The organism is Shewanella sp. M16 (assembly GCF_018224605.1).
Lineage (GTDB): Bacteria > Pseudomonadota > Gammaproteobacteria > Enterobacterales > Shewanellaceae > Shewanella > Shewanella oncorhynchi.
In genome coordinates this window covers 194,562-213,821 of the sequence record NZ_JAGTUL010000001.1, presented here as the reverse complement: position 1 = coordinate 213,821, position 19,260 = coordinate 194,562, and the positions used below count along the sequence as shown (strand labels likewise).

At 45.2% G+C, this 19,260-nt stretch carries 21 protein-coding genes; 13 read left to right on the top strand and 8 right to left on the bottom strand.

What is annotated here, in order from left to right; genetic code table 11:
- Positions 1-22 precede the first annotated feature (22 nt).
- From KFE26_RS00975 to KFE26_RS00965, 3 genes are read left to right on the top strand one after another with little or no spacing between them, the layout of a single operon-like run.
- Complete coding sequence (locus KFE26_RS00975) at positions 23-433, top strand: curli production assembly/transport protein CsgE (RefSeq protein WP_105251642.1); 411 nt, start codon at positions 23-25, stop codon at positions 431-433.
- Positions 434-443: 10 nt separating this feature from the next.
- On the top strand, positions 444-839 hold the full coding sequence (locus KFE26_RS00970; protein WP_212599368.1) for a curli assembly protein CsgF: 396 nt from the start codon (positions 444-446) through the stop codon (positions 837-839).
- Positions 839-1,645, top strand: coding sequence for a CsgG/HfaB family protein (locus KFE26_RS00965; RefSeq protein ID WP_105251644.1), 807 nt, complete (start codon positions 839-841; stop codon positions 1,643-1,645). Before KFE26_RS00970 ends, KFE26_RS00965 begins: the two co-directional genes overlap by 1 nt.
- 147 nt (positions 1,646-1,792) lie before the next feature.
- Here KFE26_RS00965 and KFE26_RS00960 read toward each other — a convergent pair whose 3' ends face one another.
- Positions 1,793-2,398 carry a TetR/AcrR family transcriptional regulator gene (locus KFE26_RS00960; RefSeq protein WP_212599367.1) on the bottom strand — a complete coding sequence of 202 codons (606 nt, stop codon included), beginning with the start codon at positions 2,396-2,398 and terminating at the stop codon, positions 1,793-1,795.
- A gap of 17 nt (positions 2,399-2,415) precedes the next feature.
- The gene (locus tag KFE26_RS00955; protein WP_168822710.1) at positions 2,416-3,840 is read right to left on the bottom strand and encodes a coniferyl aldehyde dehydrogenase; all 1,425 of its coding nucleotides are present in this window, start codon (positions 3,838-3,840) and stop codon (positions 2,416-2,418) included.
- A gap of 226 nt (positions 3,841-4,066) precedes the next feature.
- On the opposite strand from KFE26_RS00955, the gene KFE26_RS00950 reads away from it, so the two are divergent.
- The 3 genes from KFE26_RS00950 (at position 4,067) to KFE26_RS00940 (ending at position 5,599) form a co-directional block, all read left to right on the top strand.
- Complete coding sequence (locus tag KFE26_RS00950; RefSeq protein ID WP_028761699.1) at positions 4,067-4,450, top strand: STAS/SEC14 domain-containing protein; 384 nt, start codon at positions 4,067-4,069, stop codon at positions 4,448-4,450.
- 108 nt (positions 4,451-4,558) lie between these two features.
- Complete coding sequence (locus KFE26_RS00945) at positions 4,559-4,990, top strand: universal stress protein (protein WP_028761700.1); 432 nt, start codon at positions 4,559-4,561, stop codon at positions 4,988-4,990.
- Between the two features lie 171 nt (positions 4,991-5,161).
- On the top strand, positions 5,162-5,599 hold the full coding sequence (locus tag KFE26_RS00940) for a universal stress protein (protein WP_212599366.1): 438 nt from the start codon (positions 5,162-5,164) through the stop codon (positions 5,597-5,599).
- A gap of 15 nt (positions 5,600-5,614) precedes the next feature.
- Here the strand turns inward: KFE26_RS00940 and KFE26_RS00935 are convergent, their stop codons facing one another.
- Both KFE26_RS00935 and KFE26_RS00930 read right to left on the bottom strand, forming a co-directional pair.
- A complete protein-coding gene (locus tag KFE26_RS00935) occupies positions 5,615-6,472 on the bottom strand; it encodes an ABC transporter substrate-binding protein (RefSeq protein ID WP_131523191.1) in 858 nt (285 codons plus the stop codon).
- Between the two features lie 151 nt (positions 6,473-6,623).
- On the bottom strand, positions 6,624-7,175 hold the full coding sequence (locus KFE26_RS00930) for a DUF924 family protein (protein WP_212599365.1): 552 nt from the start codon (positions 7,173-7,175) through the stop codon (positions 6,624-6,626).
- A gap of 207 nt (positions 7,176-7,382) precedes the next feature.
- Between KFE26_RS00930 and KFE26_RS00925 the strand changes: the two genes are divergently transcribed.
- From KFE26_RS00925 to KFE26_RS00905, 5 genes are all read left to right on the top strand, one after another.
- Positions 7,383-7,709: a winged helix-turn-helix domain-containing protein gene (locus KFE26_RS00925; RefSeq protein ID WP_028761704.1), complete on the top strand. Its 327-nt coding sequence runs from the start codon at positions 7,383-7,385 to the stop codon at positions 7,707-7,709.
- Positions 7,710-7,734: 25 nt separating this feature from the next.
- On the top strand, positions 7,735-8,073 hold the full coding sequence (locus KFE26_RS00920) for a carbon starvation protein CstA (protein ID WP_131523193.1): 339 nt from the start codon (positions 7,735-7,737) through the stop codon (positions 8,071-8,073).
- 240 nt (positions 8,074-8,313) lie between these two features.
- The gene (locus KFE26_RS00915; protein WP_131523194.1) at positions 8,314-9,603 is read left to right on the top strand and encodes an NCS2 family permease; all 1,290 of its coding nucleotides are present in this window, start codon (positions 8,314-8,316) and stop codon (positions 9,601-9,603) included.
- A 202-nt stretch (positions 9,604-9,805) separates the two neighbouring features.
- The gene (gene proB / locus KFE26_RS00910) at positions 9,806-10,924 is read left to right on the top strand and encodes a glutamate 5-kinase (RefSeq protein ID WP_105251651.1); all 1,119 of its coding nucleotides are present in this window, start codon (positions 9,806-9,808) and stop codon (positions 10,922-10,924) included.
- 12 nt (positions 10,925-10,936) lie between these two features.
- Complete coding sequence (locus KFE26_RS00905) at positions 10,937-12,214, top strand: glutamate-5-semialdehyde dehydrogenase (RefSeq protein ID WP_131523195.1); 1,278 nt, start codon at positions 10,937-10,939, stop codon at positions 12,212-12,214.
- 104 nt (positions 12,215-12,318) lie between these two features.
- On the opposite strand, the gene KFE26_RS00900 is transcribed toward KFE26_RS00905, so the two are convergent.
- From KFE26_RS00900 to KFE26_RS00890, 3 genes are all read right to left on the bottom strand, one after another.
- Positions 12,319-12,627, bottom strand: a complete 309-nt coding sequence (locus tag KFE26_RS00900) for a hypothetical protein (protein WP_212599364.1) — start codon at positions 12,625-12,627, stop codon at positions 12,319-12,321.
- Positions 12,628-12,855: 228 nt separating this feature from the next.
- The gene (ybaK, locus tag KFE26_RS00895; protein WP_212599363.1) at positions 12,856-13,332 is read right to left on the bottom strand and encodes a Cys-tRNA(Pro) deacylase; all 477 of its coding nucleotides are present in this window, start codon (positions 13,330-13,332) and stop codon (positions 12,856-12,858) included.
- Between the two features lie 119 nt (positions 13,333-13,451).
- The gene (locus tag KFE26_RS00890) at positions 13,452-14,372 is read right to left on the bottom strand and encodes a DMT family transporter (RefSeq protein WP_131523197.1); all 921 of its coding nucleotides are present in this window, start codon (positions 14,370-14,372) and stop codon (positions 13,452-13,454) included.
- 288 nt (positions 14,373-14,660) lie between these two features.
- Here KFE26_RS00890 and dnaK point away from each other — a divergent pair, with 288 nt between their 5' ends.
- Positions 14,661-16,580, top strand: a complete 1,920-nt coding sequence (gene dnaK / locus KFE26_RS00885; protein WP_105251655.1) for a molecular chaperone DnaK — start codon at positions 14,661-14,663, stop codon at positions 16,578-16,580.
- A gap of 110 nt (positions 16,581-16,690) precedes the next feature.
- A complete protein-coding gene (gene dnaJ, locus KFE26_RS00880; protein ID WP_113941183.1) occupies positions 16,691-17,827 on the top strand; it encodes a molecular chaperone DnaJ in 1,137 nt (378 codons plus the stop codon).
- A gap of 412 nt (positions 17,828-18,239) precedes the next feature.
- Here dnaJ and KFE26_RS00875 read toward each other — a convergent pair whose 3' ends face one another.
- Positions 18,240-19,196 carry a hypothetical protein gene (locus KFE26_RS00875; protein ID WP_212599362.1) on the bottom strand — a complete coding sequence of 319 codons (957 nt, stop codon included), beginning with the start codon at positions 19,194-19,196 and terminating at the stop codon, positions 18,240-18,242.
- Between the last annotated feature and the right edge of the window lie 64 nt (positions 19,197-19,260).

Genomic DNA, 19,260 nt, shown 5'->3' with positions numbered 1-19,260 from the left:
TAAAAAGGTTAAGGAGGGATAAGTGAAACAGTTAAAACAGCGTCTGCTTACTTACGTTTTATGTCCATTCCTGCTGCTGGCTTCCCCTATCACTATTGCCGATAACGACATTGAAATTAGTGGCTTAGTAATAGATAGAACTTTGACTCGGTTTGGTAAGGACTTTGGCTTTTACTACTCAAGCTATTGGCGCGAACTGCCCTTTACCCAAGGCTTTAACGTCACTCTGTATGAGACAGTGTTTCCACAGGCTGGAACCGTTTTAACCTTAGAGGTAAACGGGACTCGGATTTACACCACCCATTTTGGTCGTCGTGCAAATCCGATTAAAGAGAGCGCAGAGCTGGCGATTTTGCTTACGATTGATTATTTAGCGCAAGTCAGAGCCAATGCAATAACAGGTGATTTTTCAGGAACATCGGACGACTTTTAGGATAATAATAATGACATACAGGACGTTACTTGCTCTTGTCACGCTATGTGTGGCAAGCAGTGGCCAAGCCACTGAATTGATTTATACGCCAGTGAATCCCAGTTTTGGCGGCAATCCACAAAATGGGGTTTTTCTATTAAATAAAGCCCAAGCCCAGAATGACAATAAATCTACCTCGACCGAGAAGGACTTTGTCACCCGTTTTAAAGAATCCCTAGAGCGTAACGTCATCAACTCGATCACTCGAGGCGTGGCCGATGGCGAAGTTAAAGATGGTGAATACAACACTGGGGATTTTCGTATCCAAGTTGCTACTGTAGGGGATGGAGTTATGTTAACTATCACTAATATTGCAACCGGTGAAATCACTGTGATTGAAATGCCAGTATATAAAGGTGGCAACTAATGGCCCGTCTAGTGTTAGTGAGTTTATTACTGCTAAGTGTGTCGGCCTGTAGCCTGATCTCCAAACCCGATTTAAATATCACGGCTGCCGAGGTGAACCCCTTGAGTGAGGTGATGCGTGGGCTGCAAACTCAACCAGGACCTAAGTTTCCTATCCCTGTGGCCGTGTATTCCTTTCGCGATCAAACTGGCCAATATAAGCCGCAGGCTAACGTGAGTTCGTTTTCGACCGCGGTTACTCAGGGTGCAACATCGATGTTGATGCAGACTTTGCTCGACTCTAAATGGTTTACACCCGTTGAGCGTGAAGGGCTACAAAATTTGCTTACCGAGCGTAAGATCAGCAACAAACAGAGCGGTACTAAGGGCGATGAAGTGCCTGTATTATCCACCGCCAGATTGTTACTCGAAGGCGGGGTGATTAGTTATGAGACCAACACTAGCACAGGTGGTAGCGGTGTCGAATACTACGGCATTGGCGCCTCTGAAATGTACCGTGAAGATCTGGTGACCATTTATCTACGCGCCGTGGATGTACACACAGGTAAAGTCATGATGTCGGTCTCAACCAGCAAACGAGTCTTGTCCCAAGAAATGCGTGCGGGTTTGTTCCGTTACACGAGTTTAAATCGATTAGCCGAGGCTGAAGTCGGTTTTACTACCAATGAGCCAGTGCAATTTTGCGTATTACAAGCCATTGAATTGGCGGTCGCTGAGCTGATTGATAAGGGTATCAAACAAGGTTACTGGAGCCCAACTCAAGTGGCGCAGCCAGCAGAAAAAGCCCAGGAGTTGAGTCAGGGCTAGGTGCCTGAAAGCCGGTATTAGATGCTAGAGCAAAGTAGGCTTCTGCTTTAGCACTTAGTCGCGATAGCAAAAAAGAAAACCGAGCCAGTTAAGCTGACTCGGTTTTTTATTGCAGTTATTGCAGCAGTCAGTTGATATTTGGCTATTTTAGTCCGCTTGCATGGCCTTCCAAAACAGTTCAAAACTGGCATCGCGGTATGTTTTATCTGTCCCCAAGTGCGGGTTATCGATAAAGAATCGGGTTGCTGCTAGATATTGGCCGTGGCAGTTTTCTAGCATCAACTCCACTGGATAATGGGCGATTAGCCCTATCATTTGTCCCTGCTTAATGAGTTCGCTAATAAAGCCTAAGATGCTATTCATCGCTTGATCGCGCACCTTAGCTGCAATCATGGGTGACAGTGAATATTGCTGAAAAAACAGTTGTTTGACAGGGTTATCCAGCGACCAATCTATCGCACTTTGCCATAGTTGTAGGGCATTGTGTTTAAGATCGCTGGCCTTATGGGTGTTTAATAGTAAGGCATCGGCAAATTCTTGTTTTATGGTAAGAAACAAAGATTCCATCAAGGCTTCCTTAGAAGGAAAGTGATGGAACAAGGTGCCCGTTGCTACGCCTGCTTGTTTTGCAATTGAGGCGGTAGACGTGCCATGAAATCCTTGGCTGACAAAGAGCGCTAAGGCAGTATCGAGAATAGCTTGGCGTTTATCTGTCATGGTTTTAATGGGTTGTGTTGTTGATGGTTTATTCAAGATTTATCCCCCAATGACTAGCGCAAAAATAGCTTCATTAAGATGCGCTGAATAAAAGTGCCGTAGGGCGGGTGAACAAATTTGCCTGTGTTGAATCGGCCACGGCTGAGTACCGTTTTAGCGTGGCTGAAGGTCAAAAAGCCTTCCTTGCCATGGTAATGCCCCATGCCCGACGGGCCTATTCCGCCAAAGGGCGCATCGTCGGCGGCGACATGAAACACGGTTTCATTGATACAAACACCGCCAGAATGGGTCTGCTGGAGGATCTTTTGCTGAGTTGGCTCATCGAAACTCATCACATAAAGCGCTAAGGGTCTGGCTCTGTGGTTGATGTACTGAATCGCTTCATCTAAGGAGTCGTAGCCAATGATCGGCAGTAATGGACCAAAAATTTCCTCTTGCATCAATAGCATGTCTTCACTGGTGTGAGTTATCAACTGAGTTGCGAGTTTACGATGTTGGCTATCTATGGCTTCGTCAGTTGCTGAAATAACACGGGCACCTTTTGCTTTAGCGTCTTCGAGCACTGTCATCAAGCGGTCAAACTGACGTGTATTAATGATGCTGCCATAGTCCTTATTGTGGTTAATGGTGCCGTACATGGCCTTAAACTTAGCTTGGTAGGCGGCGATAAAGTCATCCACCTTGGCTTTAGGGCAAAGCACATAATCAGGGGCGACGCAGATTTGTCCGGCATTCAAACACTTACCGTAAATCATTCGTTCTACTGCTATCTCAAGCGGCATATCGGGGGCGATAATCACAGGCGATTTCCCGCCTAATTCGAGTGTTACTGGGGTGAGATTATTCGCTGCGGCGCGCATCACATGGCGGCCGACTGTGGTCGAGCCTGTAAAGAGTAAATGATCGAAGGGCAGGGCAGAAAATTGGGCAGCAATATCCGCCTCACCTTCAACAACTGCCACGTGGGATTCATCGAAGACTTGTGCCAATAACTGTTTGATCACTTGGTTGGTCGCTGGGGTAAATTCAGACATTTTGAGCATGGCATGATTACCCGCGGCAATGGCAGTTACTAGCGGTCCTATCGACAGCATGACGGGGAAATTCCATGGCACGATAATGCCGATCACCCCCAAAGGTTGATAATGCACTGTGACTTTGGCGGGTGCGAGTAAGATGCCAGCATGGCGAGCGCTGGGCTTGAGCCATTTTTTGAGGTTTTTCAAGCTGTAATTGATGTTGTTGATGACAGGCATAATGTCTGAGATCAGGCTGTCATCAATCGATCTATGGCCGTAGTCTTGGCTTAAGGCTTCGACTAAGGGTGTTTGAAATTGCAGTATGGCCGCCTTCAGTCGAGTTAATTGCTCCACTCGCGTAGCGTAATTAGGATTCGGCGCCGCTAAATAACTGCTGCGTTGGCGTTGGAGCAACTGAGTCAGTGGCGAAGTATTAAGGTGTTCGGTGGCCATATTCATAGTGGTTGCTCCAAGGGAAATGGTAGGCTGAGTCTTATTCGGTACTTTATTTAAGTAATCGTCTAGATTGAGTCTTTTATTAAATCAGTACCGACTGATTAGTCGGTTTATCCTAGCTTGCTTAGTGAGATGGTGCAAGGTATCTGGTGTATTTTTGAGCAAGATCACGGCTTGTTGTGGCGTTAGCTTTTACACTAAATCAAGGGTTGTTACATAAGGAGTATGTATGGCATTGTTAAAGCACGGAATTTCGATTGGTATTGAGCGTTACGGTGATGATGATTTTTTCGTTACCTTTAAAGCTATCGGTACCTTAACTCATCAAGACTACGAAATGATGGTGCCTGTGTTGGAGTCTGCATTAGCTGGGGTGAAAGATCCTGATATCTTCGCCTTGGTAGATGTCACCGAGTTGGAAGGCTTGGAACTACAGGCCGCTTGGGACGATCTCAAACTTGGGGTGAAGCATATTCGTCATTTCGAGAAAATAGCCATCGTCGGTAAGACGACTTTGCAGGAAGTGTTGGCTAAATTGGCAAACTGGTTTACGCCTGCTGAGGTAAGGTTTTTTGTTGATAATGGCGATGCTGTTGCTTGGCTTAGAGACTAAGGTTGTGAGATGAAGTTTGTGGTCTGCCAATGCGCTAAATCGGGCGTTATAGCAGCACAGTATAGATTCACCCAGCAATCCATTCGCGCCATAGAAGGAGTACAAATTATGCGTACAGGTCAAATACTCTGGCCCACAGATTTTTCGGAAACTGCGGCCCATGCACTGAGCTATGCCATTGAAATGGCTAATCTATACCATGTAGGGCTAAAAATCTTACATGTGGTTGAACAGCCGATCGGTGATGAAAACTTTATGATTCTATCTATTACCCCTGAAGAGCTTGCTAAAAGCATGGAGGAAGCGGCGGCAACTAAAATGCGAGCACTATTGGATGGATTGAATACTGAGCTTCCCATCACTACCTTGATCCGCCGTGGCGATCCTGTCTATCAAATTTTAGAAGAGGCCAACAGTAAAGACATTGGCATGGTAGTAATTGCTAGCCATGGCCGAACTGGGATTTCGCATTTTTTACACACCAATGTCTCAGAAGCGGTGGCGAATGGTGCAGCTTGTCCTGTGCTTGTGGTTAAGTAACTGGCTTTGACTCTATAAATCCAAAGGGCGCTTATAGCGCCCTTTCTTTTTGATTGATAAAGAATAATTAATTGAAATGGGTACGCAAGAAGCATAGCAAACTGCTATAAAATAGTGGTATTTTGGCCTTAATAATTAGCTTAATTAAAAACTCAAATGATGGATAAGCTTATGCGTACTCAAGAAGTGTTATGCCCTACGGATTTTTCATCCACTGCGGCCCATGCGTTAAAATATGCGGTTGAAATGGCAAATGTTTATCAAGTCGATATTCGGTTGTTGCATGTGACTAGCCCTGCCCGTGGCGCCCATTGTTATGGTATTGCGGTCGATATTCCCACTACATTGGAAAATGAACTCAAAGCTTTCGTTGATGCAAAAATGCAAAGTTTGCAGCAGGAAATGCAGCAGAACCTTACCGAAGGGCTCAATATTAAGTTAGTCGTGCGCCATGGTGATGCTATTGATGAGATTTTAGCGGAAGCCGTCGATGTGGGCATGGTGGTTATCGCTAGTCATGGTAGCAGCGGTTTAGCTGACTTTTTAAAACCCCACGTTACACAGGATATTGTTAAGTATGCCAAGTGCCCTGTGTTGGTGGTGAAATAACACTATGAGCTAAGTTTAGTAGGAATCATTTTTGATCATTTTAGGTTCTGTTAACTTAGTCGACGCCTCGGCTTCATTGTCAAATGACATCAGGCGTCGATACTTTTCCTGCAGAGCTACTAAGCTACCATCTTGGGTAATTTGTTTGAGTCCCGCATTAAAATCATCCCGAATTTGCTCACTGAGAAACGCGAACTTGTATTCTGTAGGTGGGAATATTTGATGGCAAATTGCCTGTTGTTTTAAGTCTTTATCAGTGAGTTTGCCCTCAAGATAGGCCTGCTTTAAATAGTATTTGAAAATATTTTTATCCATCACAACGACATCGGCCCTGCGCTTCATCAGCATATAAACCTGCTGCACTTGCCTCGCTTGTTCTTGGTAGCCGCTATTGGTCTTAACCATGTTGGCAAACTCTTCCCCCAGTAACGATGATGCACGTTGAAAGGCGACGACTTGTTTGTTGTTTAAATCGTTTATGCTATTGATGTTAAATTGATTGCTTTCTAGGCTGATGGCGCAGTTTTGGTAGGTTATCGCAACGTTGGAATAAAAAACGTTGTTAATCATTCCTTCTTTGATGTTGATGATGCCATCGAGTTTACCTTCCCTGAGTTCATGGAAAGTGCGCGCCAGTGGTAAGTAGTGGATAGAAGCAGTATGGCCTTTAACTGCGAGGGCTTGGTTAAGTAATTCGAGTTCGATCCCGCTATTTGTTGCTTGGATGACATAGGGTGGGATAGACAGGCTGACGCCTATCTTAATTTCAGCCGCTTGGCCGAGCTGAGCGCCGCATAGGATGAGTAACCCCATTAATTTATAGCGGTTACGACGAGCCACTGAGCTATTTGGCTTATTTAGTTTATGCGCCATAAGTTACCAACACCTCCGCGGTATACACTTGTAACTGTGTTTGATACTCGCCAAGTCATTCCATGACTTTCTTGAGTAAGTGTAGTGTGTCTGTGAACTCAGCACGGCTTTATTTATCAAATACACATTAACGCTTTAACCTATTACAGGCTCAAAAGGATGAGCCCGGCTCAGTCAGAAAAGCAATTTCCTCCGCCGTAGACTCCCTGCCTAAGATAATATTTCTATGTGGATAGCGGCCAAACCTGTCGATAATCGCTTTATGGCGCAGTTCAAACGCGAGGTTTGTTATCGCAGCTTCGCGATTAAACAGTTTTACTGCTACTTGGTGAATGGCTGCCGATTCGCTGTGCATATAGGGCATAAATAGAAAAGGGACTTGTTTGGATTTTAGTGCTGTATCGACCCGTTGGGCAACGGCTTCTTGGGCGAGCACTAAGGCTATCGCATCGGCTTCGAATGCGGCAGGCGTATCGCGGTAAATATTACGGGAAAATTGATCGAGCACTATTATCTCAGCCAATCGACCTTGAGGCGTGATTCGCCAATGTGAAAGTTCTCCCCGTTTAGCTTGAAGTAGTACACCTTCGAAGCGCTGCTTGATCTGGGTATCAAATTCAACATCTTTAATCCACCAGAGCTTTGGGTCAATGTCTTCAAACCAAAATGTCAGTATTTGGTCTGCTGTGATTGTCTGGCTCATTTTAGCCTTTCTTCATAGGTGTTGAGTGATATTAGAAATAACAGTTGTTGGGGGAGGATGACAAGTCGTTTCGTTTGATTTAAGTGCAGATTTGTTATCTGATGATCTTGTCGCGAACCGTAAGTATTTAGTATTGGCTATTGCCTTATTGACTGAATATAAAGTAGTTTTGATGATAATTACTTTTGTTTCCAGACAGGTCATCCTATGTCACTTTCAATGCCAGCATCCCAACAGGTTTCAAAGCAAAATAAGGCGTTTCTGCGTAAGTTATATTTGGCGCATTTAATGGATGATGACCGCCATAATCTATTATCACTCAATAAGTTAACCGGAATGCCTCGCCGAACTTTACAGGATGCTATCGCAGCTTTTGAGGATATAGGTATTCGAGTCGAGTTTGTGCAGGAAGGCAGCCGTAACAATTCAGGTTATTACCGCATAGTCACCTGGGGGCCGATCAGCAGCGCTTGGGTCGATACCCATCTAAGCGAAATCGCTGAGCTGATAGGGTTTTACGAGAAGTCAATTTAAACGCTGTTTGTTACCAAGGACGAATTTGAGAACTCTTCAACTGTTAGGTTTTATTCTTGCCATCGCAGGCGTCATTTTAGGATATATAACGCTAGCATCTATTGACGGTCAAACATCTGAAGCTTCTGTTGGGGCTGCGGGTTTAGGCATGATTTTTATGGTATTACCAACCTTTGGCTGTTCTGCGTTAATATTGGTACCTTCTTCTTTAACATTATGCAAATCAGAAGTAAGGCTACGTACCTATTTTAAAGGGAGTTTTTGGTTGAGTCTGTGGAAATTGAATTTAGTTATTTCTGCTGTATATATTCTTGCTACTCTTTATGTAGGCTGTTTATGGCTACAAATCAGCATTGGTCGTTAACGAGTGAATCATCTCGTTCATCATGTGTTCATTTTTAGGTTTAACCTTCAACGCGAGTCTCACCCGAGGATATTGCATTCGTTTGTATAGATATTTGAGCATTTTCTCTTCGTTACTCCTTTGCCAATTTTCTGGCCTGACCAGCCTAAACTCCCTATAATCGGCTGCAAATGTCATCACGTTACATAGTGTTCACATCTAAATACCCTACATACTTAAAATAAAAAGGAACCTTGTTCCATGTTAGAAAAACTGTTCAAACTGAAACAAAATCAAACGAGCCTCAAGCAGGAAGCGGTCGCAGGTTTGACAACATTTATGACGATGGCCTACATCATTTTTGTGAACCCAATGATGTTAGCCGATGCGGGCATGGACCATGGAGCTGTATTTGTGGCGACCTGTTTGGCTGCAGCTGTCGGCTGTTTGGTTATGGGGCTGATGGCGAATTATCCAATTGCGCTTGCTCCAGGTATGGGACTTAATGCCTTTTTTACCTACACAGTCGTGGGTGAAATGGGTTACAGCTGGGAGACTGCGTTAGGCGCGGTATTCCTGTCGGGAATTTGCTTTTTAATCTTGTCCTTAGTGCGTATTCGAGAATGGATTGTAAATAGTATTCCCATGTCGTTACGTATCGGTATTGCTGCAGGTATTGGTTTGTTCCTTGCTCTGATTGGCCTTAAGAGTGCCGGTATTGTGGTGGCAAGTCCTGCTACGCTAGTGACGCTGGGCGATATCACGGCATTTCCGGCGGTTATGGCTGTGCTGGGCTTTTTCCTCATTATTGCTATGGTGCAGCGGGGAATGAAGTCGGCGGTGATTGCCAGCATTCTGATTATCACTGGCCTAGGATTAGTGTTTGGTGATGTGCAGTATCAGGGCATTGTATCAATGCCCCCTTCAATCGCACCTACATTTATGAAGATGGATTTATCTCAAGTATTTGAAGTAACTATGCTATCAGTCGTTTTTGCCTTCTTATTTGTGGATCTCTTCGATACCTCTGGCACCTTAGTGGCGGTTGCACAGCGCGGTGGTTTTCTCGATGATAAAGGCCGTTTACCACGTCTGAATCGTGCCTTAACCGCTGACAGTTTAGCAACGATTGCGGGGGCGGCTTTTGGCACTTCCACCACGACAAGTTATATCGAAAGCACTGCGGGTGTGAGCGCAGGTGGTCGTACTGGTTTAACGGCCGTTGTGGTGGGATTACTCTTCATTGCTGCGTTATTTTTATCGCCATTGGCGGGGATGATCCCGGCATATGCAACTGCGGGCACACTGTTTTATGTAGCGATTTTGATGATGTCGGGACTGGTGCATGTCGAATGGGAAGATTTGACTGAAGCCGCGCCTGTGGTGGTTGTGTGCATATTAATGCCGCTAACGTTTTCTATCGCGACGGGCATTGCCTTTGGGATCATCTCATATGCAGCAATCAAATTACTCACAGGTCGCTTTAGCGATCTTAATGTGGGCATTTTAGTATTAGCCGCATTGTTTGTAGCTAAGTTTGTCTATGGTTGATGCTGTCGATTAATTCACCTGCACAGTAAAAACTCGCAGCGTAGATTGTTTACATTTTTTGAGGGCCATCTAATCGATGGCCCTTTTTAATGCGCGATTCTAAGCAAAAACGAAAATTTATCTCGAGTTAATAACTCCTTGCTACCAATTACTCAGCGGATTAGGTATAAGGATTGTTCGGTTATTTTGTTACAAATGAATAATGAACTTAAGTGAGATTGCGTATCGCCGCGTGGTAGTGAAGTTAGGGACGAGTGTGCTGACCTCTGGCAGTAAACAGCTAGATAAAGCCCACATGGTTGAGCTTGCTCGTCAAATGGCCGCACTGATGAAGTCAGGGGTCGAAGTCGTATTATGCACCTCAGGGGCAATTGCCGCTGGGCGTGAACATCTCCAATACCCGACGCTGCCCGACACTATGGCCAATAAGCAATTGTTAGCCGCTGTCGGGCAAAGTCAGTTGATCCTCGCTTGGGCACAACTCTTTAGTATTTATGGGCTGCATGTGGGCCAATTGCTGCTGACCCGTGCCGATTTGCAGGATAGGGAGCGTTACCTTAACGCCCGCGACACGCTCAATGCCTTGTTGGCGAATAATATTGTGCCGATCATCAATGAAAACGATGCCGTTGCCACCAATGAGATCAAAGTGGGCGATAACGACAATTTATCGGCGCGCGCAGCACTCTTATGCGATGCTGACTTATTGATTTTACTGACGGATCAAAAGGGCTTATTCGATGCGGATCCACGCACTAACCCGAACGCTAAGTTAATTTCACAGGTGGTGAAGATTGACGATAGTTTGCGTATGCTGGCGGGCGGTTCTGTATCGGGTTTAGGCACGGGTGGTATGTCGACTAAATTGGAAGCGGCGGATATTGCTCGCCGTGCAGGCATCGAAGTGGTTATCGCTTCTGGCCATCACCCTGATGTGATCAAAAAAGTGGTCGCCAAAGAGTCAGTCGGTACTCACTTTAGTGCCATCGAAAACCCGCTCGAAAGCCGCAAACAGTGGATTCTAGCGGGACCTGCGACTCAAGGTTCTTTAGTGCTTGATGCGGGTGCGGTCAAAGCCGTGACTGACAAGGGCCGCAGTCTATTGTCTAAAGGTATCGTAGGCGTTAAAGGTCAGTTTGAACGTGGTGCGACGCTACAATTAGTTGATCAACAAGGTAAAGTGATTGCTAAAGGGATGACACGATACTGTGGCCAAGCCCTGAGTTTGATTGCAGGTAAGCATTCCGACGAGATCGAGTCTGTACTCGGTTACGATTATGGTGACGCAATAGTGCACCGCAACGACATGGTTGTCTTATAAGCGAGGTCTGTTTTGAGTCAAATGAATCAAGATCAGTATTTACAGCAACTTGGCCAAAATGCCAAACAGGCCAGTTATGCTTTAGCCAATTTAACGGCGAGCCAAAAGGCTGACTTACTCGAAGCTATTGCCGATGCGCTGACGGCAAACTCCGCCGCCATTTTAGCGGCTAATGCTAAAGACGTTGCCGCCGCTAAGAACGATGGATTAACTGAGGCGATGATCGACAGACTGTTGCTCGATGATGCACGTTTAGCGGGCATTATCGGTGATATCAGCGATGTGATCCGCCTTGCTGATCCCGTGGGCGAAGAGTTTGGCAGCAAGTTATTAGATAACGGTTTAAGGTTGACTCGTCGCCGCGTACCGCTGGGCGTGATTGGGGTTATCTACGAGGCGCGCCCGAATGTGACTGTTGATATCGCGGTACTCGCCCTTAAAACGGGTAATGCGGTGATCCTCCGTGGCGGTAAAGAAACCCTTGAATCGAATAAGCTTATCAGCGAAGTGATCCGCGGCGCGATTGTCGCCCAAGGTTTGCCCATAGATGCGGTGCAATTTATTGATTCTTCAGACAGAGCCCTAGTGACAGGTTTACTTAAGCTCGATCAATATGTCGACATGATCGTGCCGCGCGGCGGTCAAGCATTGCAGCGCTTATGTGCCGAGCAAGCGACGATTCCAGTGATTTTAGGCGGCATTGGTATTTGCCACTTGTATGTCGATAAAAATGCCGACCTTGAGCGTGCCTTAGGCGTAATCGCTAATGCCAAAGTGCAGCGTCCAACTGTGTGCAATGCTCTTGATACCTTGCTGGTGGATGAGCTCGTGGCGAGCAGCTTTGTACCGCAAATTGCCGAATATCTGCATCGTTTAGGCGTGCGTTTTTCAGTTTGTGATACAAGCTTTAGCCTGCTTGATGGTTTAGGGTTTGATGTGACGCTCGCCAAGGCTGAGGATTTTGGCATCGAATGGTTGTCGTTAACCTTAGGTATCAAAGTCGTGAGCGATATCGATGCCGCCGTTAGTCATATTCGCCAGTATTCTAGCGGCCATTCGGAAGCCATTTTGACCGATGATATTCATGCAGCGGCACACTTTGTGAATGAAGTGAACTCAGCCGCCGTGTATGTGAATGCCAGTACTCGTTTTACCGATGGCGGTCAGTTTGGTCTTGGCGCTGAAGTGGCGGTGAGCACGCAAAAACTGCACGCCCGCGGTCCAATGGGGCTTGAGGCATTAACCACATATAAGTGGTTAGCTTGGGGTGATTACACCAGTCGTGTTTAGCGGTAAATACTGATAAACCCAAAGCCGTTAACGCATTGCGTTGACGGCTTTTTTGTTTGCGGTATCCAACTGAATAGCGACATCAATATGTTTGGCTAACGAGTTTAGCTGCTTATGGTGAGCGGGGTATAAGTAACAAGTAACCAGATACAGAAAAATATCGTCGACATAACGACAGTGAATTTACGAAAGGCCTTGATGTATTCCAAGGTATAAATAAAGTACTTTTCTTGTACTCTGCGAGTGAGTAAAACCGAAGGCAGCATAAAACTGCAATAGAGCATGACTACCATAGTAGTAAAACTGTTTCCCCAGAAATGCTCATAAATAAATAAGGCGATGCAGAGTAGCATGGCGCACCAACTGATAGGGCTGATGCTATTTTCTGGATTCCATTGGGTTGATTTTTCCATCTGACTATCCTTAGTCGATTTGTACCTCAGTACAATTTATAGACGGATATCACGGCTTTATCAAACGCTTTCCACTGTTAGACTCAGTACGCTGGCAGTTTGTTGCCGTTTGAGCCTTGTTCACCATTTATCTAACATGAGTGCGTACAACTTAAAGTGGAGTGAATTGCTTACTTAACGTCGAATGACTTGTGCTTAATGTGGTCGAGATAGCTTAAAGCATCTAGCTTAAATCATCTTGATATCGGCAAATTCGCCTTTGCAAAGCAGGGCTAAGTCTGTGGCCGCTAAGCTTATCTCTAAACCGCGTCTGCCCGCGCTGACATAAATCCTGTCGAAGCCTTGAGCGCTGGCATCAATCAAGGTTGGTAATTGTTTCTTTTGCGCTAAGGGACTAATACCGCCAACCAGATAGCCTGAGGATTTTTGTGCTAGGTCGGCATCGGCCATTTGTAGTTTCTTTTGTCTTAAGCATTTAGCTACGGCTTTTAGATTAAGCTGATGATCGACGGGCACGAGCGCGACGGCAATCGGTGCATGGGCTTTGTCGATGGCAACTAAAAGGGTTTTAAATACTTGCGCTGGTTCGAGCCCTAAGGTGTTAGCGGCTTCTTCGCCGTAGGCGGCGCAGTGTGGATCGTGGCTGTACTCTAAGATATCAAACGCGATCTTGGCTTTTTTCGCCAATCGGACGGCCGGGGTCATTTTATACTCCTTCACAAAATGGGAGATATTAGCGCTTAATCTTGGCTTAAAATGTTAGCCAGCTCTTTTAATTGGCTCATTGCAGTGAGCTAACATTATTTAAGGCTGTTACTCAACGATTATTCCGCTAGCTTTGTGCTTATCTTGTTTTTACGCTCTAAATAACGGGGCAGAAGTTGCTGCAACATCATCCCCGATAAAATAAAGGCTAGGCCGAGATAGGTTGCCATCGCAATCGTTTCTTGCAAAATCCACGCGATAAAACCAATCGACATCACAGGGGATAAAAACACCATAGTGCTGATGTTCGCGGTGCGAGTGGCGGTTTTCAGCGCCATTAACCAGAGCACGAAGGTAATGCCCATCTCAAATAAGCCCACATACATACCTGCAAATATCGCCTTAAGACTAAAACTGGGCAGGGTATCTGTCAGCAATAAGGTGACGGCAATAAAAGGTAAGCCGATAAGAAAACTCAATAATAAACTCACCACGGGATCGCCTTGATCTTTGGTGTTCACGATCCAATATAGGCACCAGAGTAAAGTGCTGGTGAGAGCAAGACCGATACCGAGCGGGCTATCAAAACTAAAGCCGCTGATATCGCCGCCGGTGGCAATGATAAACACCCCAGTATAGGCAATCAGCGCGGCAGCAATATCGCTCTTACGCAAATGTTGCTTTAACAAAGGCGCAGCCAGTAACGGCAGTAATACCGCCCAAGTGTAATTAAGTGACAAAGCTTGCTGCGCTGGCAGTAAGGAATACGCTTTAAATAGCACGACATAGTAAAGGAAGGGATTGATGAGTCCAGTCACCAGATAAAACATGGGGCGGCGTAAAAACTGTTGCTTGAGTAAGGAAAGCTTTTTTTGCCAAGCAAGGATTCCGGCAAGGGCAATAATCGAAGTGAGTACGGCAACAAACACCAGCTGCAGCGGTGTGTAGTAACTCAAGGCAATCTTAAAGGCCGTGGCCACTGTCGACCAGAGAAAGACCGCCGCCATGCCATACACGTACGCTAAATTCGAAGACTTCACTCTGCTACCTTACGAGGATAAACATCCGCCAAATGTGGGCAGATTGAATAACAGCTTTGGTTGATAAGCAAGACTATTTTATGTGATTGGATATTTTATCCCGCTGTAGATGCGAGAAAGATAAATCAGAAAATTTTTTTGTTCGCCCTTGTAATTAAATTCCCTGTCCCAATATAGGTATCAAGGCAGAGAAGGTGGCCAACGATGGACTTGATATTTAAACCGTCTAGCCCCATATCAAAACCAACTAAACAAATTTAGATTGAATGAAATTTTTCGGAGGACCTCATGGGTAAAATTATTGGTATCGACTTAGGCACAACAAACTCTTGTGTAGCTGTCCTCGATGGTGGCAAAGCACGTGTGTTAGAAAACGCTGAAGGCGATCGCACAACCCCGTCAATCATCGCTTATACAGATGATGAAACCATTGTCGGTTCGCCAGCAAAACGTCAAGCTGTGACTAACCCGACTAACACATTCTTCGCGATTAAGCGTTTGATTGGTCGTCGCTTTAAAGATGACGAAGTCCAACGTGACGTGAACATCATGCCATTCAAAATCATTGCAGCCGACAACGGTGATGCATGGGTTGAATCGCGTGGCAACAAGATGGCTCCACCACAAGTTTCTGCAGAAATCTTGAAAAAGATGAAGAAAACCGCAGAAGACTTTTTAGGTGAAGAAGTAACAGAAGCGGTTATTACTGTTCCTGCTTACTTTAACGATTCACAACGTCAAGCGACTAAAGATGCGGGTCGTATCGCAGGTCTTGATGTTAAACGTATTATCAACGAACCAACGGCTGCTGCATTAGCCTACGGTATCGATAAGAAACAAGGCGACAACATTGTTGCAGTATACGATTTAGGTGGTGGTACATTCGATATCTCTATCATCGAAATCGACAGCAACGATGGTGACCAAACATTTGAAGTGTTGGCAACCAACGGTGACACCCACTTAGGTGGTGAAGACTTTGACAACCGTTTGATCAACTACTTAGCTGACGAATTCAAGAAAGAGCAAGGCTTAGATCTGCGTAAAGATCCATTAGCAATGCAACGTCTGAAAGAAGCAGCAGAAAAAGCGAAAATTGAACTTTCAAGCACCAACCACACTGAAGTGAACCTGCCATACATCACGGCAGACGCAACAGGTCCTAAGCATTTAGTGATTAAAATCACTCGTGCTAAATTGGAATCACTGGTTGAAGACTTGATTATCCGTACATTAGAGCCACTAAAAGTTGCCCTGGCTGATGCAGATTTATCTGTAACAGACATCAACGAAGTGATTCTAGTGGGTGGTCAAACACGTATGCCTAAGGTTCAAGAAGCAGTGACAAACTTCTTCGGCAAAGAACCTCGTAAAGACGTGAACCCAGACGAAGCGGTAGCCGTAGGTGCTGCAATTCAAGCGGGCGTACTGTCAGGCGACGTGAAAGACGTATTACTGTTAGACGTAACACCACTGTCTCTGGGTATCGAAACCATGGGCAGCGTGATGACTAAGTTGATTGAAAAGAACACCACTATTCCTACTAAGGCGCAGCAAGTGTTCTCAACAGCCGATGACAACCAAAACGCAGTGACGATTCACGTACTGCAAGGTGAGCGTAAGCAAGCGAGCGCGAACAAGTCATTAGGTCAGTTCAACTTAGACGGTATTGAGCCAGCTCCACGTGGCCAGCCACAAATTGAAGTGATGTTCGACATCGATGCCGACGGTATTCTGCATGTGTCTGCGACAGACAAGAAAACCGGCAAGAAACAAAACATCACCATCAAAGCCTCTTCTGGCTTAAGCGAAGAAGAAGTGGCGCAAATGGTACGTGATGCAGAAGCTCACGCAGATGAAGACAAGAAGTTTGAAGAGTTAGTGCAAGCACGCAACCAAGCTGACGGCTTAGTCCACGCGACTAAGAAACAAGTGGAAGAAGCGGGTGATGCATTGCCAAGCGAAGATAAAGAGAAAATCCAAGCTGCTATGGCCGCTGTTGACACTGCCAGCAAAGGCAATGACAAAGAAGCCATTGAAAAGGCAACTCAAAATTTGATCGAAGCATCTGCTAAGCTGATGGAAATCGCTCAAGCTAAGTCTCAAGCTCAAGGCGGCGACAATGCCGACGCGGGCAAACAGGCTAACGCTGCTGCCGATGACGTTGTCGATGCTGAATTCGAAGAAGTGAAAGACGACAAGAAATAATGACTTGTTTTCAATCAAATAGATTGATTTCAAAGCGTTAATTTCTAGGCGGGCGTTACGGGGCAACCCTAACGCCCGTTTGTTCAACACCAGCTGAGAAGCATGAGATTATGTCAAAGCGAGATTATTACGAAGTATTAGGTGTCAGTCGTGACACCAGCGAACGTGAAATTAAAAAGGCCTACAAACGTCTGGCCATGAAATTTCACCCAGATCGCAACCCAGGCGACAAAACCGCAGAAGCTAACTTTAAAGAAATTAAAGAAGCCTACGAGATCCTAACCGACGCCGACAAAAAAGCGGCCTACGACCAATTTGGTCATGCGGGTGTGGATCCTAATCGCGGTGGCGGTGGTTACGGTGGTGGTCAAGGCGATTTCGGTGATATTTTCGGTGATGTCTTTGGCGATATTTTCGGCGGTGGACGTCGTGGTGGCGGTCAACGCCAAGCGGCCCGCGGCTCAGATTTACGTTACAACCTAGAGTTATCACTGGAAGAAGCCGTTAAAGGCTTAACCAAAGAACTGCGTATCCCAACACTGGCGACTTGCGATCTATGTGAAGGCAGCGGCGCTAAAAAAGGCACCTCTGCAACCACTTGTGGCACCTGTCATGGCCAAGGCCAAGTCCAAATGCGCCAAGGTTTCTTTGCGGTGCAACAGCCTTGTCCAACCTGTCATGGCCGCGGCAAGATCATCAAAGATCCTTGCACTAAGTGTCATGGCGATGGCCGTGTTGAAAAGAGCAAAACCTTATCGGTTAAGATCCCTGCCGGCGTAGATACGGGCGACCGTATTCGTTTAGCGGGTGAAGGCGAAGCGGGTGAGTTTGGCGCGCCTCCAGGGGATTTATACGTTCAGGTCAGTGTGCGTGAGCATGCGATTTTCGTCCGTGATGGCAATAACCTTTACTGCGAAGTGCCGATATCCTTCAGTAAAGCGGCCCTAGGCGGTGAGATTGAAGTGCCAACACTGGATGGTAAAGTCAGCCTGAAGATCCCAGCCGAAACGCAAACGGGCCGTATGTTCCGTTTACGTGGCAAAGGCGTCAAGTCGGTTCGCAGCCATGCGGTAGGCGACTTGCTCTGCAAAGTGGTTATGGAAACCCCAGTTAACTTAAACGATCGTCAAAAAGAACTGTTACGCGAATTTGAAGCCACCTTAACTGGTGAGTCGAAAAAACACAGCCCAAAGGCTGAGGGCTTTTTCGATGGCGTGAAAAAGTTCTTTCAAGATCTGAATAGCTAACTTGGTTTCGCTGCTAATAATATTAGTAGCGATAAAATGAAAGCCCTGCAAGGTTAACCTTGCGGGGCTTTTTTATATTCGGATTTTGAGTTTTTAAAATCTAAATCAAAGTCAAAGTCGTGGGGCTTCACCCCACACCCGACCAAGGAGGACTGCTCGTCCTATCCTCCTTGGATGCTCCATAACGCCCCTAACGGAGTTGAAAGCCCCTTGTGCTCATTGCCAAATTTGCTATCGCTTCCGAAGGATGCGTCCCTGCACCTGCGAAAGCTAGCTTGCCATCCATGGCAAGACTCACGCAATTTGTCTATTCGCCCTGCGGCAACTCCGAGGGGAGTGAACTTCTGTAGGAGCCGTGTCGGCTGTGAATCCCATAAGAGTTATGCCTATTCCATCATTTATCCGTATAGAACTAAAAATCAATATCGGGCAATTGATCATTCTCGTTCCGTACAGGAGTTACCTGTCTCATTTGTGATAATTGTTCAGTTTCTTTTTCTAAAATTGGTTTGTAAAAGACATGCGAAGAAATAATTTCACTTGTCTTGGTATTTATAATTTCAATTGACTTGTATAAATAGTTTCTCTCAAAGATGTTAATGCCAATTATGTTGGCGAGATTTACATCACTAGGTGTATGTGCTTTTATTTTTATGAAATATTCAATTGCAACTTTAATATTCCAATTGCTAACCCATAGAAGATATGTGAAAAATGCATCTGTTATATTTATTGAATAATTACAGGTCATTATTTTATTTTTTTCTTTCTCTGTGCTGAAAAGAGTACATGACCTTAGAGCGTATACTGCTTTTCTATACTGTTCAATATCCTCTAGGTTTATTACAGAGTAATATTTCTTTATGGTATTTATTCCATTTTTTCCTAAGTAGTGTCTTAATTTAATTAGGTCATCAATATGCGACTTATTCTCTTTGACAAACTTAATTTTTGAAATGTATTCAGGGGTGAAGATTTTAAGGTGTTTTGAGTAATGATGTAAAGAATCAAGCTCTAAGAGTTCATTGTGATAGTATAAATCTGGGGGCATGTCATTTAATATTGCTTCTATAGATTCAATTGTATCTGGAGTCACTTCAAGTTCTATACTGTTAGCCTTTCTTATGTTAAATAACCAACGTCTGAAATCTTTCATGCTTTGTTGAGTGAAAATTCCAAGTTCAATTCCTGAACATGTCAGTTTTGCTATCAAAGTAGTAATGTTTTTTCTGCTATTTATTCTGAAGCCATACTGTGAGTCAGCAGAGTTATCACTAACTGAGTAGTCACAATATGGATCGTGATTATTGAACCTAAACGTTGCTTGCCTAATTTCTCTATTGTCAGAATATGCTCGAGCTGCAGACACTATAGTGCCACCTTTAGCTGAGCAAATTGGGCACTCCATATCTGTGCGGCAAAAAAGAGCACTA